General features: G+C 66.8%; 15 protein-coding genes. 8 read left to right on the forward strand and 7 right to left on the reverse strand.

The genetic code is table 11. The features are described from left to right. Nucleotides 1-4: 4 nt before the first annotated feature. The 4 genes from AB3X10_RS16325 to AB3X10_RS16340 form a co-directional block, all read right to left on the reverse strand. Nucleotides 5-376, reverse strand: coding sequence for a DUF423 domain-containing protein (locus AB3X10_RS16325; RefSeq protein WP_369976366.1), 372 nt, complete (start codon nt 374-376; stop codon nt 5-7). 99 nt (nt 377-475) lie between these two features. Then, complete coding sequence (locus AB3X10_RS16330) at nt 476-1,642, reverse strand: polyketide cyclase (RefSeq protein WP_369976368.1); 1,167 nt, start codon at nt 1,640-1,642, stop codon at nt 476-478. Between the two features lie 612 nt (nt 1,643-2,254). Then, on the reverse strand, nt 2,255-2,896 hold the full coding sequence (locus tag AB3X10_RS16335) for a response regulator (RefSeq protein ID WP_003465620.1): 642 nt from the start codon (nt 2,894-2,896) through the stop codon (nt 2,255-2,257). Next, nucleotides 2,896-4,086: a sensor histidine kinase gene (locus tag AB3X10_RS16340; RefSeq protein ID WP_369976370.1), complete on the reverse strand. Its 1,191-nt coding sequence runs from the start codon at nt 4,084-4,086 to the stop codon at nt 2,896-2,898. Before AB3X10_RS16340 ends, AB3X10_RS16335 begins: the two co-directional genes overlap by 1 nt. Before the next feature lie 139 nt (nt 4,087-4,225). On the opposite strand from AB3X10_RS16340, the gene AB3X10_RS16345 reads away from it, so the two are divergent. The 5 genes from AB3X10_RS16345 to AB3X10_RS16365 all read left to right on the forward strand — a co-directional run bounded on the left by AB3X10_RS16345 (nt 4,226) and on the right by AB3X10_RS16365 (nt 7,426). Further along, nucleotides 4,226-4,819 (forward strand): GNAT family N-acetyltransferase, encoded by a 594-nt coding sequence (locus AB3X10_RS16345; protein WP_145701320.1) that lies wholly within the window; start codon nt 4,226-4,228, stop codon nt 4,817-4,819. 2 nt (nt 4,820-4,821) lie between these two features. Next, nucleotides 4,822-5,577 carry a septum site-determining protein MinC gene (gene minC, locus AB3X10_RS16350; RefSeq protein WP_369976372.1) on the forward strand — a complete coding sequence of 252 codons (756 nt, stop codon included), beginning with the start codon at nt 4,822-4,824 and terminating at the stop codon, nt 5,575-5,577. A 37-nt stretch (nt 5,578-5,614) separates the two neighbouring features. Then, nucleotides 5,615-6,424 carry a septum site-determining protein MinD gene (gene minD / locus AB3X10_RS16355; RefSeq protein ID WP_369976374.1) on the forward strand — a complete coding sequence of 270 codons (810 nt, stop codon included), beginning with the start codon at nt 5,615-5,617 and terminating at the stop codon, nt 6,422-6,424. 2 nt (nt 6,425-6,426) lie between these two features. Further along, nucleotides 6,427-6,684 carry a cell division topological specificity factor MinE gene (gene minE / locus AB3X10_RS16360; protein WP_009608870.1) on the forward strand — a complete coding sequence of 86 codons (258 nt, stop codon included), beginning with the start codon at nt 6,427-6,429 and terminating at the stop codon, nt 6,682-6,684. Nucleotides 6,685-6,928: 244 nt separating this feature from the next. Beyond that, nucleotides 6,929-7,426: a hypothetical protein gene (locus AB3X10_RS16365; protein WP_369976376.1), complete on the forward strand. Its 498-nt coding sequence runs from the start codon at nt 6,929-6,931 to the stop codon at nt 7,424-7,426. Between the two features lie 402 nt (nt 7,427-7,828). On the opposite strand, the gene AB3X10_RS16370 is transcribed toward AB3X10_RS16365, so the two are convergent. Both AB3X10_RS16370 and AB3X10_RS16375 read right to left on the reverse strand, forming a co-directional pair. Beyond that, nucleotides 7,829-9,121, reverse strand: coding sequence for a sensor histidine kinase (locus AB3X10_RS16370; protein ID WP_369976378.1), 1,293 nt, complete (start codon nt 9,119-9,121; stop codon nt 7,829-7,831). Then, a complete protein-coding gene (locus AB3X10_RS16375; RefSeq protein WP_369976381.1) occupies nt 9,111-9,812 on the reverse strand; it encodes a response regulator transcription factor in 702 nt (233 codons plus the stop codon). The genes AB3X10_RS16370 and AB3X10_RS16375 overlap by 11 nt, the downstream gene beginning before the upstream one ends. Before the next feature lie 306 nt (nt 9,813-10,118). Here AB3X10_RS16375 and AB3X10_RS16380 point away from each other — a divergent pair, with 306 nt between their 5' ends. The 3 genes from AB3X10_RS16380 to AB3X10_RS16390 all read left to right on the forward strand — a co-directional run bounded on the left by AB3X10_RS16380 (nt 10,119) and on the right by AB3X10_RS16390 (nt 14,666). Further along, a complete protein-coding gene (locus AB3X10_RS16380; RefSeq protein ID WP_369981870.1) occupies nt 10,119-10,901 on the forward strand; it encodes a phosphatase PAP2 family protein in 783 nt (260 codons plus the stop codon). Then, nucleotides 10,898-12,583 (forward strand): phosphoethanolamine transferase, encoded by a 1,686-nt coding sequence (locus tag AB3X10_RS16385; RefSeq protein ID WP_369976382.1) that lies wholly within the window; start codon nt 10,898-10,900, stop codon nt 12,581-12,583. Before AB3X10_RS16380 ends, AB3X10_RS16385 begins: the two co-directional genes overlap by 4 nt. Before the next feature lie 109 nt (nt 12,584-12,692). Then, nucleotides 12,693-14,666, forward strand: a complete 1,974-nt coding sequence (locus tag AB3X10_RS16390; RefSeq protein ID WP_369976384.1) for a M2 family metallopeptidase — start codon at nt 12,693-12,695, stop codon at nt 14,664-14,666. Between the two features lie 875 nt (nt 14,667-15,541). Here the strand turns inward: AB3X10_RS16390 and AB3X10_RS16395 are convergent. Beyond that, on the reverse strand, nt 15,542-16,486 hold the full coding sequence (locus tag AB3X10_RS16395; protein ID WP_369976386.1) for an RHS repeat-associated core domain-containing protein: 945 nt from the start codon (nt 16,484-16,486) through the stop codon (nt 15,542-15,544). Nucleotides 16,487-16,492 lie beyond the last annotated feature (6 nt).

A 16,492-nucleotide genomic window follows, 5' to 3' on the forward strand; every position in this document is an offset into this window, starting at 1 on the left:
CGCGCTACCGCCTCAGCGCGTCCAGCGCCCACAGCACCCAGCCCAGCATCAGCGTGGTGCCGCCGACCGGGGCCAGCCGCGTCGGCCACTGCGCCAGCGCGTTGCCGGCCAGGCTGCCGGCGAACAGCAGGGTGCCGAGCAACAGCAGGGCCAGCGCGGCGCGCGCGAGCAGGCGTTCGCTGCTGCGGGCCAGGGCCGCCAGCGCCAGCCCGTGGCCGAAGGCGTACAGCGCCGCGGTCTGCAGATGCGATTGCGCCAGCGGCTCGCTCACCCCGTGCGAGGCGTAGGCCGACAGGCCGATCGCCGTGGCCGCCAGCAGGCCGCCGGCACAGGCCAGCCACGACCGTTTGCGCGAACGCCGCTCCAAATTCAGCATGACGATGCTCCGTTGCGGCCGGTGTTCCGGCTCCCCATAAACGAAACGCGCCGCAAGCAGCGGCGCGTTTCGTGGTCACTCATCCATCCAGGCGACGGCTTACTTGATCGCCCAGTAGATGTCGTACGTGCCTTCCGGCGAGAACGACTTGTCCACCCCGCCCTTCCAGGCTTCGTACGGACGGTCGGTCACGTCGTAGCCGCTGGTCGCGGCCCAGGCGCGGACCGCATTGCGTGCCGCATCCAGGCCCGCCATGTGGCCGGTGTAGCTGGCGAACGCGGAACGGTGCGCCTCGGTACGCAGGTAGGTGACCGGCGCGCCCTGCGGGATGGTCAGCTTCAGCGGTTCGCCGCTGGCGGCGACCGGGGTCGCGTCGACCGGGGCGGCAGGCGCGGCTGCGTCGTCCTTCTTCTCTTCCGGCTTGGCCGCCACGTCCGGCTTCGGCGCGCCGCCGGCACGCTTGCGCACCGGCTGGGACACGTCGAAGGCGTACTTGTCGGAACCGAAGTCGGTGGTGACGATGCGCACCGGACCCGCAGCTTCCAGGCCGTTGGCGTCCATCACCCGCTTGATCCACTCCTGGTTGTCCTTGATGGACTTCTTGATGGTGTCGTTGTCGCGGTCGACATTGCCGGCGTTGACCACCAGCAGATCCTCGGCCGGGACGTCGACGACCTTCAGGTCCTTCAACGGGGTTTCCTCGGCGCGGTAATCGACGTTCGGCACGGTGGCCAGCACGTTGCTCAGCCGCGACAGGCCCAGCTTGATGTCGTCGCCGACATGGCGGCTCACGTACAGGCCGGCGTAGCGACCGAACAGGTCCCAGCCGTACTTGACCGTGTAGTCCTGGGTGATCTTGACGTTGCGACCGCTCTTGCCGGTCGGCTCGAGCTTGAACGACGTGGTCTTGTCGCTGCCCTTGCTCTCGTCTTCGATGCCGATGACGACTTGCTTGTTCTTCTCGGTCGAGGTGATGGTCCAGCTGCCCTTGCCGATGTAGCCCTCGTTGGAGGTGTAGTCGAGGCGGGCGCCGACGCCGGCTTCGGGACCGGAAAGCTTCAATTGGATACGCGGATCGCGCAGCACCAGAGGGTTCCAGTCCTTGAACCGACGCAGGCTGTTCACCGTGTCATAGACAATGGTCATGCGTCGATTGGTCTCGACGCTCTCGGACATGTGACGCTCCGAAGGCAACACCAGGCCGACGATGACGAACAGGCCAGCCACGATCCCCAGTGCGATCAGGAACTCGATAATACGGGTCATTCAGGAGGTCTCCGGGGCCGATCCCACGGCCGGGTTAATGAAGCGAAGCGCCCATCCTAGCAGGCTTCGCGGCTTGTGGTCAGCAGATGGCGACGCGGAATTCGGCATAGTGGCGAAAACCCCGCGAACGCGCCGTGCAAAGCGCAGCCGCGCGGCCGAACGGGCGACCAGACCATTGTCGCCCGGGCAGTGGCGGACAGGCCGGTGCCGGCGCCGGATCGCCGCAGGCAAGCCAGACGAGGCGTGGCGTTTGCGGCCGCCGGCGGGCGCCGCGGCCGGGCCGGGCGGCCAGACCACTGAATCCGGACCGCGGCCGCGGCGGGCCGGCGGCCTGGACCGACTGTGGGTTGGGGGACGCCTGCCGCTTCGCGCGTCGCGACTGAAGTCGCTCCCACAAGGGGCTCGCGGGCCGCCCCCGCGCGCGCCGGATGCTCTACTCCGCCGCGGGGGCACCTGCCGATCAGACCAACTGCAGCTCGAAGGCTTTCAGCACCGCGCGGGTGCAGTCGCGCACGCCCAGCTTGGACAAGGTGAGCGGACGCCGCCGGGGAGCCACTGGCTCGTGCGCCCGCGAACGCCCGGCGCGCTGAGCCGGGCCGGACATCCTGTCGGTCAGACCAACTGCAGCTCGAAGGCCTTGAGCACTGCCCGGGTGCGGTCGCGCACGCCGAGCTTGGACAGGATGTTGGACACGTGGTTCTTGATCGTGCCCTCGGCCACGCCCAGCGAGTTGGCGATCTCCTTGTTGGAGAAGCCGCTGGCCATCAGCCGCAGGATCTCGGTCTCGCGGTCGGTCAGCGGGTCCGGCCGGTCCAGGCTGACGAAGTCGTTGCGCATGTGCTCCAGGCCCGACAGCAGGCGTTGGGTCACCGCCGGCTGCACCAGCGAACCGCCGGCGGCCACCGCGCGGATCGCGCCGACCAGCTGTTCCAGCGACACGTCCTTGAGCAGATAGCCCTTGGCCCCGGCCTTGAGCCCGGCCAGCACCAGTTGGTCGTCGTCGAAGGTGGTGAGGATGATGGTCGGCGGCAGCGTGCCGTTGCGCGACAGCATCTGCAGCGCCTCCAGCCCGGACATCGCCGGCATGCGCATGTCCATCAGCACCACGTCCGGCTTCACCTGTGGGATCAGCTCCACCGCCTGGCGGCCGTCGTTGGCCTCGGCGATCACCTCGATCCCGCCGTCCAGCGCCAGCAGCGAGCGGATCCCCTGCCGCACCAGGGTTTGGTCGTCGACCAGGCAGACACGGATCATCACAGCACTCCTTGTGGAACGGCGGGCGGCAGCAACGCGGCCGCGCTCGGGACCGCGGCGCGCAGGCGGAAGCCCGCCCCCTGCGGCGCATCGATCTCCAGGCTGCCACCATACTGGCTCAGCCGCTCGCGCATGCCGCGCAGGCCATTGCCGGGCAGCAGGGTCTCGCAGCCGCGGCCGTCGTCGTGGGCCTGGATCACCACCAGCGGGCCGTCGCGGCGCACCTGGATCCACAGGTTGTCGGCCTGCGCATGGCGCACCGTGTTGGTGATGATTTCCTGTGTGCAGCGCAGCAAGACATGCGCGCGCTCCGGGTCCTCGACGGTCAGCGGCTCCTCCACCTGCAGGTGGATCTGCAGCGCCGGCACCCGTTCGGCCAGCGGCCGCAGGGCCGCCGCCAAGTCGATCGCGCCGCTGTCGCGCAGCTGGCTGACCGCCTCGCGCACGTCGGTCAGCAGCAGCTTGGCCAGGGTATGCGCCTGGTGCACGTGCTCCTGCGCGCGCCCCTCGGTGATGTGGCCGGCCACTTCCAGGTTCAGGCTCAACGCGGTCAGGTGGTGGCCGAGCAGGTCGTGCAGCTCGCGCGAGATGCGGGTGCGCTCGTTGATCCGGGCGCTTTCGGCCAGCAGCGCGCGGGTGGCGCGCAGCTCGGCATTGAGCTGGCGCTGCTCCTCGCGCGCCTGGACCTGCTGCCGCGCGACCAGGCTGGTGACGAAGATGAACATGGAGAAGCCGCCGTACAGCAGCGACTGCATCAGCGCCTCGAACACCGGGAAGCCCATCACCAGGTACACCGGCAGCACCGCCAGCTGGCTCAGCAGCAGCCAGGCCACGCCGGCGCGCACCGGCAGCAGCCACGGGATCACCCCGGCCGCCACCATCATCAGGATGCTGCCCAGCCCGGACCGGTGCAGGTAGCCGACCGCCAGCGCGCACACGGTCAGCAGCACCAGCATGCCGCGGCCGTACCAGCGCGCGCCGGCGCCGCTTTGCAGGCGCCAGGTCAGCAGGAAGTAGCCCAGGCCGAAGCCCAGGTAGCTGGCCAGCAGCAGCCACACCTCGCCGCTGGGCATCCGGCTCGATTCCTCGGCCGGCTCCCAGTACAGGTACAGCAACGGCATGCAGATGACGGCCCAGGTGAACAGGCCGGCATAGCGCAGGACGCGGGCATGACTGAGAGACTCCAACATGCACGCATCTTAGGATGAACGGCGCGCATTGCACTCCCACGGAAGTCATGCATGCGCGGCTCGCCGCCCCGCCCCCCGCGTGCGATAATCCGGCTGGCGGTCCGCATCTGGCCGCGCGCGCATCAGCAACGGAGTCCCAATGTCGATCGTCATCCGCGACGTGCGCGAGCACGAGCTCGATTCGGTCCTGGCCCTGAACAACAACGCCGGACTGGCGATCCTGCCGCTGGATTCGGCCAAGCTGCACCGCTTCTACGAGACCGCAGAATACTTCCGCGTCGCCGAACGCGACGGCAACCTGGCCGGCTTCCTGGTCGGCTTCGGCGCCGACAGCGACCACGACAGCAGCAACTTCGCCTGGTTCCGCGAGCGCTACCCCGCGTTCTTCTATATCGACCGCATCGTGGTGGCCAGCCGCCGCCGCGGCGGCGGCGTCGGCCGCGCGTTCTATGCCGACGTGCAGAGCTATGCCGAGCTGCGCTACCCGCAGTTGGCCTGCGAGGTTTTCCTGGACCATGGCGCGGACGCGGCGCTGCTGTTCCATGGCAGCTTCGGTTTCCGCGAAGTGGGCCAGAACACGATGAACGAGGTGGAGGTGCGTGCCAGCATGCTGTTGAAGGATTTGTGCAGTTACGCCTGGGTCCGCGAGACCTACGGCGACCAGTTGCCCGACCTGCCCTGGGTCGGCCATGCCCGCCGCCTGCAACGGGCGACGCGCCCGACCGGGACCTGAGCGTGTCGTCGGTGAATCTGGATTTCGAGCAGGCAGGCGAACTGAAGATCGGCCAGGTCGGCATCGCCAACCTGCGCATCCGCACCCTGGACGTGGCGCGCCTGACCCAGGAGATGCGCGAGCGGGTGCAGCGCGCGCCCAAGCTGTTCGGCCGCGCCGCGGTGATCATCGATTTCGGCGGCCTGGCGCAGGCGCCCGACACCGCCACCGCGCGCGCGCTGCTGGAAGGCCTGCGCGAGGCCGGCGTGCTGCCGGTGGCGCTGGCCTACGGCACCCGCGAGATCGAGCAGCTGGCCGAGGCGCTGGGCCTGCCGCTGCTGGCCAAGTTCCGCGCCCAGTACGAACGCATCGACGGCGGCGCCCCCGCCGCCGCGCCCGCCCCGGTGTCGCCGCCGCCCCCGCCGCCGCCCGCTCCGGCCGCGCGCCCGCAACCGGGCCGCATGCAGAAGACCGCGGTGCGCTCCGGCCAGCAGCTGTACGCGGAGAACTGCGACCTGACCGTGGTGGCCACGGTCGGCGCCGGCGCCGAGGTGATCTCCGACGGCAGCATCCACATCTACGGCAGCCTGCGCGGACGCGCGCTGGCCGGCGCGCAGGGCAACACCGAGGCGCGGATCTTCTGCCGCGACTTCCACGCCGAACTGGTCGCCATTGCCGGCCACTACAAGGTGCTGGACGATATTCCCAAGGAACTGCGTGGCAAGGCCGTCCAGGTCTGGCTGGAGCAGGACCAGATCAAGATCGCCGCGCAAGACTGACGCGGCCCTACAACCGAACGTATCAGGAGACATTCCTTTGGCTGAAATTATCGTAGTCACCTCCGGCAAGGGCGGCGTCGGCAAGACCACCACCAGCGCGAGCCTGGCCTGCGGGCTGGCGCGACGCGGCAAGAAGGTCGCCGTGATCGACTTCGACGTGGGCCTGCGCAACCTCGACCTGATCATGGGCTGCGAGCGCCGGGTGGTGTACGACTTCGTCAACGTGGTGCATGGCGAGGCCACGCTCAAGCAGTCGCTGATCAAGGACAAGCGCTTCGACAACCTGTACGTGCTGGCCGCCTCGCAGACCCGCGACAAGGACGCGCTGACCCAGGACGGCGTGGAGAAGGTGCTCAAGGACCTGGCCGACGACGGCTTCGAGTACATCGTCTGCGATTCGCCGGCCGGCATCGAGAAGGGCGCGTTCCTGGCGATGTACTTCGCCGACCGCGCGGTGGTCGTGGTCAACCCGGAAGTGTCCTCGGTGCGCGACTCCGACCGCATCATCGGCCTGCTCGACTCCAAGACCCGCAAGGCCGAGGAAGGCAAGACCGTGCCGGCGTTCCTGCTGCTGACCCGCTACAGCCCGGGACGGGTGGAAGGCGGCGAGATGCTCAGCATCACCGACGTGGAGGAAGTGCTGGGGCTGAAGGCGATCGGCGTGATCCCCGAATCCGGCGACGTGCTCAACGCCTCCAACAAGGGCGAGCCGGTGATCCTGGACGGCGAGTCCCCGGCCGGCCAGGCCTACGACGACGCGGTGGCCCGGATCATGGGCGAAGACCGCCCGATGCGCTTCATCTCCGTGGAGAAGAAGGGCTTCTTCACCAAGTTGTTCGGAGGGTGAGCATGGGACTATTCGACTTCCTCAAGGCCAAGAAGAACACCGCCGAAACGGCCAAGAACCGCCTGCAGATCATCATCGCGCAGGAGCGCAACCACCGCGGCGGCCCGGATTACCTGCCGCTGCTGCAGCGCGAACTGCTGGAAGTGATCAAGAAGTACGTCAACATCGACGCCGATGCGGTCAAGGTGGACCTGGTCAAGGACGGCGAACACGACGTGCTCGACATCTCGGTGGCGCTGCCGGAAGGGCCGACGCCCTGAGTGGCGCAGCGCGCTGCGGTCGCAGATGGCGACCGTGGCGCGCAGCCTGCGCCGCATTGTTCGGTGGTGTGTTCGACGAAGCTGCATTACGACGCCGGCAATGCGCCATGGCTGCCCGCACAACCCCAGCTGCTCACCGAACGCATGAGCTTGAGCGGCACGGTAGTCGAGCTGTCGGCCTGCCCAACCGCCGCCAATACGTTGCCGAGTGCGTCTCGCGCCGCTCCTCCTTCCCGACCTCCCGATGCAAACCAACGACTCCCGCTCCGCACCCGCTGCCGAGGTCCTGACCGTCGGCGCCATCGGCCTGGACGCGCCGCGCGCGCTGCTGGCCGGCCATGGCCTGCGCCTGCACCGGGTCGCCGATGGCGCGGCGATTCCCGGCAGCTACTGGGGCGAACCGGAAGCCGGCGTGATCGCCAGTGATGTGTACGTGCGCGACGACACGCCGGTGCACTCGCTGCTGCACGAGGCCTGCCACCTGATCGTGCTGCCGCCGGAACGGCGCGCGCAGGTGCATACCGATGCCACCGATTCGGTCGAGGAAGAGGACGCCACCTGCTACCTGCAGATCGTGCTGGCCGACGCGCTGCCCGGCGTCGGCAGCGCGCGGCTGATGGCCGACATGGATGCATGGGGCTACACCTACCGGCTGGGCTCCACCCGCGCCTGGTTCGAACAGGACGCCGAAGACGCGCGCGCCTGGCTGCTGCAACGCGGATTGTTGCCGCAACCGGACTGAGGCTTCGCCCACCCTGCCATCGCCGGCCCGGAGCACTCGCAGAAGCGGCTCAGCCACGACGAGCGAAGCGCGGGCGCCGACCGGCTGCGGACACAGTCGGGACTGAAGTCCCTCCCACAGTGCACCAGGCTAGCCATCCGCAAGCTTTTTGCAGGAGCGACTTCAGTCGCGACGAACGAAGCGCGGACGCCGGCCGGCTGCGGGACACCGACGGGGCTGAAGCCCTCCCACAATGCACCCAGCAGGCCAACCGCAAGCCACTGTGGGAGCGACTTCAGTCGCGACGAACGAAGTCCGGATGCCCACCGGCTGCGGACACGGTCGCGGCTGAGGCCGCTCCTGCAGGGTTACGCCGCCAGCGCCGCGATGCCGCGCCTGTGCAAGCGCACAACGCCCTGCGCTCTACGCCGCGCCGCCACCCTTCAATGCCGCGCTCAGGTCCAGCGTCGCCCGCGTGCCCTGCCCGGCGTCCGAATCCAGTTGCAGCGACCAGCCCAGGTGCTCGCACAGGCGCGCGATCAGGTCCAGGCCGATGCCGCTGCCCTCGCGGCCGCCGCCGCGGGCCATGCGCATGTAGATGGCGCTGATCTCCTCCGGCGCCATGCCATGGCCGGGGTCGTCGATGCGCACCACGCCCGGCGCCGGCATCGCGATCTGGATCACGCCCTGGTCGCTGTTCTCGATCGCGTTGCGCAGCAGGTTGCCGATCGCCGCCTGCACGATCGCCAGCGGCGCCAGCACCTCGCACGCCGGCAACGGCGCCAGCACCAGTTCCAGGCGCTTGTCGGCGCACAGGTGGCGATGGTCTTCGACGATGTCCGGCAGCAACTGGTCCAGCCGCACCAGGTCGCTGCCGCGCGCCAGCCGCGCCGGATCCTTGGCCAGCACCAGCAGTAGCGAAATCAACTGGCCGACGCCGCTCGCGGTACGGCGGATGCGCAGCAGCTGGTTGCGCGCGCTGGGCGGGATGTCGGTCTGCTCCAGCGCCAGTTCGGCGGCGCCGCCGATCACCGCCACCGGCGTGCGCAGCTCGTGGCTGGCGCTGTCGATGAAGGCGCGCTCGCGTTCGACGAACAGGTCGTTGCGCAGCAGGTAGTCGTTCAACGCATCGGCGATCACCACCTGCTCGGCGCTGGCGCGCGGATGCACGTCGATGCGCTGGCCGGGCCGGTCCGGGCGCAGGCTGCCGATGCGTTGCGCCATGTCGGTGAGCGGCTGCACCACCCGGCCCAGCCCCCAGGCCACCAGCGCGCCGAGCAGCAGCACCGCGATCACGTTGGACAGCAGCATCCACAGCGCCAGGTTCTCCTCGTGCTTCTGCAGCTCGGTGATGTCCAGCGACAGCGCCAGGCGGCGGCCGTGCACGTCCTGCACCAGCACCACCTTGTCGCGGCCTTCCAGCGGCACGTCGTCGTGCAGGCCCGGCGCCAGCGCCGCCACCGCCGGCGGCAGCGGTTCGCCGCCTTCGTCGCCGTACAGGCTCACGGTGCGGGTATCGATCCAGCGGTAGTCCGGATCGACCGCGCTGCGCGCCAGGAAATGCTCCAGCTCCGAACTCAGCAGCGAGCGCCAGGTCAGCTGTTCGGCCTGGTCGTTGACGATGTAGCCGTGCACGAACACCGCCAGCGACAGCAGCGCCGCATAGCCGACCAGCCACAGGGTGATGCGCTGCCGCAGCCCGGTCCTACGCGGCATGCTCTTGCTCGTGCGGGCCGACCACCGCGAGCCGATAACCGATGCGCGGCAGGGTATGGATCAGCTTGGACGGGAACGGGCCATCGACGCTGCGCCGCAGGTCATAGATGTGCGAACGCAGCATGTCGCCGTCCGGCGGCTCGTCGCCCCACAGCGCCTGCTCCAGGCGGTCGCGGGTGACCGCGGCCGGGCTGGCCTGCATCAGCACTTCCAGCAGCTTGCGGCAGGCCGGGTACAGGTGCAGGGTGCGGCCGCCGCGGGTCGCCTCCAGCGTGCCCAGGTCCAGCTGCAGGTCGCCCACGCGCAGCAGCTTGCTGCGGCCACGGCCGTTGGCGCGCAGCAGCAGCGCCTCCAGCCGCACTTCCAGCTCCGGCAGCGCGAACGGCTTGGTCAGGTAGTCGTCGGCGCCGGCGCGGAAGCCGGCGATCTTGTCCGGCAGTTCGTCGCGCGCGGTGAGCATGATCACCGGCACTTCGGCGTGGTGCTGCTCGCGCATCGCGCGCAGCACCTGTGGGCCGTCCAGGCGCGGAAGCATCCAGTCCAGGATCACCGCGTCGTAGTGCTGGGTGGTGGCCAGGTGCAGGCCGGTGACGCCGTCCGGTGCCGCGTCCAGGGTATGGCCGCGCACCTCGAAGTAGTCGAACAGGTTCGCCACCAGGTTCCGGTTGTCTTCTATCACCAACAGCCGCATGGCACTTCGCTCGCATTCCGGGACGCCGGGGGATGGCGCCATGCTAGCGGATACGCGTCGGAACGCGGTCGGAACGCTGCGTCTTTGTTGGCCACGTCTGGCGGCCGGAAGCCACGCATCGCCGCCGGCGCGCGGCCCGCCATGCCGCATCGCAGCAATGGTTCCGGGTGGGATGCGTATCCAGCGTCTGAGAAATCCAACTGCAGCTGAAGCCTGCATCGCCGCTATCTTCACAATCCGACCACTCTCCGACAAGGGCACGGTAACCATATGCGCACTTACCGTCCCAGGCTGCGTCTGCAGACCATGCACAGTCCGTCCCTAGGCATTCCCACCGTGAGCGCCAGCCGCCTCAGCGCGCATGGCAATTTCTACCTGTCCCACGCATTGCTGCCGCTGGCCGCGGCGCTGCTGGCCAGCGGCGTGCTGATGGGCCTGGGCGGGGATTTCTGGTTCGCCGACCTGCTGTACCGCTGGGAAGGCGGCCAGTGGGCGCTGAAGAACGCGGCGCTGACCCGCAACCTGATCCACCACGACGGCAAGCTGCTCAGCACCGCCGCCTGGGTGGTGACGGCCGGCCTGGCGGTATGGACCTGGCGCCACGCCGATGGCCAACGCTACCGGCTGCCGCTGCTGTACCTGGCACTGGCGGTGGCGTTGAGCACCGGCGTGGTGTCGCTGCTGAAGTCGCTGACCCACATGGACTGCCCCTGGGACCTGAGCCGCTACGGCGGCCAGCTGCCCTTTATCGGCCTGTTCGAGACGCGCCCGGCCGGCATGCCGCACGCCGCCTGCTTCCCGGCCGGGCATTCCAGCGCCGGCTATGCCTGGGTGGCGCTGTACTTCGTCGCGCTGGCGCTGAAGCCGTCCTGGCGCTGGCCGGCGCTGGCGGTCGGGCTCGGCGCCGGGCTGCTGTTCGGGCTCGGCCAGCAGCTGCGCGGCGCGCACTTCCTGTCCCACGATCTGTGGACGCTGTCCCTGAGCTGGGGCGTGGCCCTGGGCCTGTACCGCGCCTTGCTGTGGCGGCCGCAGGTTTCGGCCCGATCCATGCATGTCCCCTTGCCTGTCGTGAAGGAAAGTCGCGCATGAGCATTTCGCTGCCGCATCCCGGCGCCCAATCCAAGACCCGCTGGTGGAGCTACCGCCCGCTGCTGAGCAACGAGGCCCTGGCGCTGGCCGCCAGTGCGTTCTTCGCCCTGGTCTGCAACGGCATGTTCTGGCGCAGCGCGATGAGCGGCCACCCCGGCGACCTGAAGCTGGGCCTGTCGCTGTTCCTGCTGCTGTTGTCGGTGCACGGGCTGCTGCTGGGCCTGCTGCTGTGGCGCGGCGTGGCCAAGCCGCTGCTGACCGTGCTGCTGCTCACCACCGCGTTCGCCACGCACTACATGAACAGCTACAGCGTCTACCTGGACGCGGACATGCTGCGCAACGTGCTGGCCACCGACCACAAGGAATCGCGCGAACTGATGACCCCGGCGCTGATCGCGCCGCTGCTGTTCTACGCGGCGCTGCCGATCCTGGCGCTGTGGCGGCTGCGCCTGGTCAAGCGACCGCCGGGCAAGGCGCTGGCGATCCGCGCCGGCTTCCTGCTGGCGATGCTGGCGCTGGGCGGCATCGGCGCGATGCTGTCGTTCCAGGACCTGTCGGCGATGATGCGCAACCATCGCGAGATCCGCTACCTGGCCACGCCGATCAACTACCTGGTCGCGTTGCGGCAGAACCTCAAGTCCGACAGCCCCACGCACAAGGCGCCGAAGCTGCCGCTGGAACACGACGCGGTCGCCACCCCGCGCGCGCCCGGCGGCAAGCCGCGGCTGCTGGTGGTGGTGCTGGGCGAAACCGCGCGCGCGCAGAACTGGGGCCTCAACGGCTACGTGCGCCAGACCACGCCGCAGCTGGCGCAGCTGGACGTGATCAACTTCCCCGACATGCATTCGTGCGGTACCAGCACCGAGGTCTCGGTGCCGTGCATGTTCTCGCCGTTCGGCCGCCACGACTACAACGAAGGCAACATCCGCAAGCACCAGTCGCTGCTGCACGTGCTCGAGCACGCCGGCATCGCCACGCTGTGGCGCGACAACCAGTCCGGCTGCAAGGGCGTGTGCGACGGCCTGACGATCCAGCGCCTGGACGACGCCAAGGACCCGCAGCTGTGCAAGGACGGGCGCTGCATGGACGAGATCCTGCTGCAGGACCTGGCCGCGCAGGTGCGCGCCAAGCCCGGCGACCGCGTGGTCGTGCTGCACCAGCTCGGCAGCCACGGCCCCAGCTATTTCGAGCGCTATCCGGCCGGCTTCCGCCGCTTCACCCCGACCTGCGACACCGCCGACCTGGGCAACTGCGAGCGCGAGCTGATCGCCAATGCCTACGACAACTCGCTGCTGTACACCGACCACCTGCTGGCGCGCACCGTGTCCACGCTGGAGGCGATGCCCGACTACGACACCGCGATGATCTACCTGTCCGACCACGGCGAATCGCTGGGCGAGAAGGGCCTGTACCTGCACGGCGTGCCCTATGCGATCGCGCCGCAGGAGCAGACCCATGTACCGATGGTGATGTGGTTCTCGCCCGGCTTCGCCAGCGACCGCGGCCTGGACCTGTCGTGCCTGCGCGCGCGCGCCCACCAGTACACCGACCAGGACAACCTGTTCCCGTCGGTGCTAGGGCTGATGCAGGTCAAGACCGGAGTCTACGACCGCTCGCGCGACCTGTTCGCGCAGTGCGCCAGGGCGGCAGGCGAATCGCAGGCGGCACTCAACAACCGGTAGCGGCCCGGCGGCGGCGGACGCCACGCGCCGTTGCCGCGGCGCGGGTGGCCCTTGCGGCGAACCGAGCGGACCACTAGCCTTCGTCGCATTCGCCATCGAAGGATTCGCCGTGAACCACCGCCATCTACTGCTTGCGCTGTGCATCGGCGCGAGCGTGCTTGCGCTGTCCGCGTGCCGCAAGGAAGCGACCACCGAGACCGGCACCGCGCCGGCGCCGGCAGCGCCTAGCGAGAGCGCCGACCAGTTCGTCGCCCGCATCAACGAGGAGTACCGCGCGCTGCTGCCGGAACTGACCTCGGCGCAGTGGCTGTCGATCACCTACATCAACGGCGACTCGGAGCGGCTGGTGTCCAAGGCCAACGAGCGCTGGCTGACCACGCTCAACGGCTGGATCGCGCAGGCCAAGCGCTACGAGGGCACGCCGATGTCCGCCGACAGCGCGCGTGCGCTGCAGCTGCTGAAGCTGATGACCGCGATGCCGGCGCCGCGCGATCCGGCCAAGCTGGCCGAACTGGCCACGCTCGCCTCGAAGATGGAAGGCGCCTACGGCGCGGCGACCTATTGCACCGGCGAAGGCGACGCGCGCCGCTGCCGGCAGCTGGGCGAACTGGAGGACGTGCTGCGCCGCAGCCGCGACTACGACCAGCAGCTCGACGCCTGGCAGGGCTGGCACGGCACCGCGCAGCCGCTGCGCAAGGACTACCAGCGCTTCGTCGAACTGGTCAACGAAGGCGCGCGCGAGATGGGCTACGCCGACACTGGCGCGATGTGGCGCAGCGGCTACGACATGCCGCCGGCGCAGATCGCCGCCGAGACCGACCGGCTGTGGAGCCAGGTCAAGCCGCTGTACGAGCAATTGCATTGCTACACCCGCGGCAAGCTCGACGCCGAGTACGGCAAGGACAAGGGCGAGGTCGCCGGCGGCCTGCTGCCGGCGCACCTGCTCGGCAACATGTGGCAGCAGGACTGGAGCAACCTGTGGGACCTGCTGCAGCCCTACCCCGGCGCCGGCAGCCTGGACATCACCGACACGCTGGAAAAGCAGTACCAGAGCAACCTCGGCGCGGCCTTGGCACGGCGCAACGGCGACACCTCGCCGGAGGCGCGGTTCATGGCCCAGCGCGACGCGCAGCTGCAGAGCGCCAAGCAGATGACCGAGCGCGCGCAGGACTTCTACACCTCGCTGGCGATGCCCAAGCTGCCCGACAGCTACTGGGCACGCAGCCAGTTCATCAAGCCGCTGGACCGCAACGTGGTCTGCCACGCCAGCGCCTGGGACATGGACATGGCCGGCGACGTGCGCACCAAGATGTGCATCAAGCCGAACGAGGAAGACTTCACCACCATCTACCACGAGCTCGGCCACATCTATTACGACCTCGCCTACAACCCGCTGCCGCCGCTGTTCCAGGGCGGCGCCAACGACGGCTTCCACGAGGCGATCGGCGACACCATCGTGCTGGCGATGACCCCGCAATACCTGCATTCGATCGGCCTGGTCGAGGCGCCGCAGCTCAGCCGCGAGGCGCTGATCAACGCGCAGATGCGCATGGCCCTGGCGAAGGTGTCGTTCCTGCCGTTCGGGCTGATGATCGACCGCTGGCGCTGGGGCGTGTTCGACGGCTCGATCGCGCCGGAGCACTACAACCAGGCCTGGTGGGACCTGAAGGCCAAGTACCAGGGCGTGGCCCCACCCACCCCGCGCGGCGAGGACTTCTTCGATCCCGGCGCCAAATACCACGTGCCCGGCAACACCCCGTACACCCGCTACTTCTTGTCGCACATCCTGCAGTTCCAGTTCTACAAGGGCCTGTGCGACGCGGCCGGCTACAAGGGCCCGCTCTACGAATGCACCTTCTACGGCAACAAGGAGGCCGGGCAGAAGTTCTGGTCGATGCTGCAACGTGGCGGCAGCCAGCCGTGGCAGCTCACGCTCAAGGAACTGACCGGCAACGACAAGCTCGACGCCGCCCCGCTGCTGGAATACTTCGCGCCGATGCAGGAGTGGCTCAAGCAGCAGAACCAGGGGCAGATGTGCAGGTGGGAGCTACCAAAAGCCGTGCATGCAACAGCACACCTGTAAATACTGCATATATCTATTTAAAAAACCCTAGCCGCAGACGCGAAACCGGCGCAAGACAAGCGACGCAGCTACATGTCGAGCTCTTATTTTCCGGACAACGACATACGCATTGCATTGCGCCTCGCCAATTTAGCTCGCCAAAGTACAGCCTTTCCAGGCCAACCTCTTACACTCAACTAGTAAAATTTCTCGCACAATAAAATGACCAAAAATCAATATCAACAAGATCAATCCGCAAATGTATCGACACAACTTTCCTCCAGCAATCCCACTACTAAACAATAGATAAATTCATATCTATGCCACTGAATGCGAACAAGCTGAATGCTAGCCGCAAATTTGAGCCTAATCAGGCAAACCTTTCCTTTTTCTTTCGATCTGCAATTTTAGATCATTGAGCGGAAGAGGAGTACAACCCTCGTCCTTACACCCTCTAATCAATCCAATTCCAGTGGAAAATGCCCACTCCATGGGATCTCCATCCGACGGAGTCATTAAAATCTCAAGATCACACGAACCATCCGCCTTCAGTCTAACTCGCGCCCGATCCCAAGAAACACCCTTGATATTCACCGCACTTTCGTAGCTCAGAAGTACAAGCGTATTAGCATAACCAGATTTACAACCATTTGGCTCTTGCACCAAGAGCCTTGAGTCGGCCTTAAATTGCCCTATTAACGACCATACACGGTCATGAACACGATCTGTCGCTAGCGTCCTTGTAACCACATACGCTCCCTCAGTGATACACCAAGACGCAAGCCGAAATTCACATCCACGTATTGGAGAGCCTGCGGCTATAGTCGGCGGAGATGCCGAAACACGAAAAGCTACAGAAAAGAACACCACCCCACACATTAAAGTCAAGAGCTTCATCAACAACCTCCATTTGCGGCAGTAACCCCTGGCGCACATGTATTCACATTCGTCGGTGCATTTATGATTTCACTGAGAGTCTGGCTGTTTGCAGGCTGCCCAGATAAATCCTTCATAACATTGGCAGGCCCAGCCACGTCCGCCGAGAGCCTCACTCCATTTGCTCCTACGCCACCTGAATACTGATCACCCGCGCCACCGGCATGCCCCCCCAGTTCATGCGACACCGTTTCTGAAGTTGCGGCGTCCTGACCAGTTTTTCCAATGGTAATTTGATTGCCGCCAATTGAATTTGTCTCAGAACGCCCACTCTGAGTAACACCTGCTGTGTTTTGAACAACATTGACCGTATTTATGCCAGATCCAGCATTTTGCTCCTGAATAGCCTGCGCCGTCACGGTTACATTAATTCCATTCACATTGACAGTTCCCGAATAATCCTGAGCTATTCTTGAATTAATCTGGGCAGCAGAAACGGGTGACGTCACTCCAGTCAGAACATAATGCACAGTATAGGTCACCCGATTTGATGCCGACCAGTAAAGCTTTCCAACCCGTCCATCCGGGTCGTTAAATTTATACGGGTTATTATACGCATACGCATAGACGTTGAAGTGCCGCATATCCTCGTTGTCATAGGCCGTTACCGGATCTACGCTCAGCATCTTCCCGACTCCCGGATCGTAGTACCGCTGCTGCATATACGCCAGCCCCGTCCCTGCATCCATCACGTGTCCTGCGTAGCCGGGCCCATCTGTCAGCGGGCGATTTAACAGACTTCCGTACGGCTCGTATTCACTACGCTCCACCACATTGCCACTGGCGTCGGTCACCGCGACTGGCGTTCCCAGTGCATCGGTGTGGTAGTAGATGACGGTTTGCGCATGCGCAGCGGCCACCAGGAACAGTGACGGCAAAAACATGAGGATGATAGTGCGCTTCATGGCATT

Source organism: Xanthomonas sp. DAR 80977, from assembly GCF_041240605.1.
Classification (GTDB): Bacteria; Pseudomonadota; Gammaproteobacteria; order Xanthomonadales; family Xanthomonadaceae; genus Xanthomonas_A; species Xanthomonas_A bundabergensis.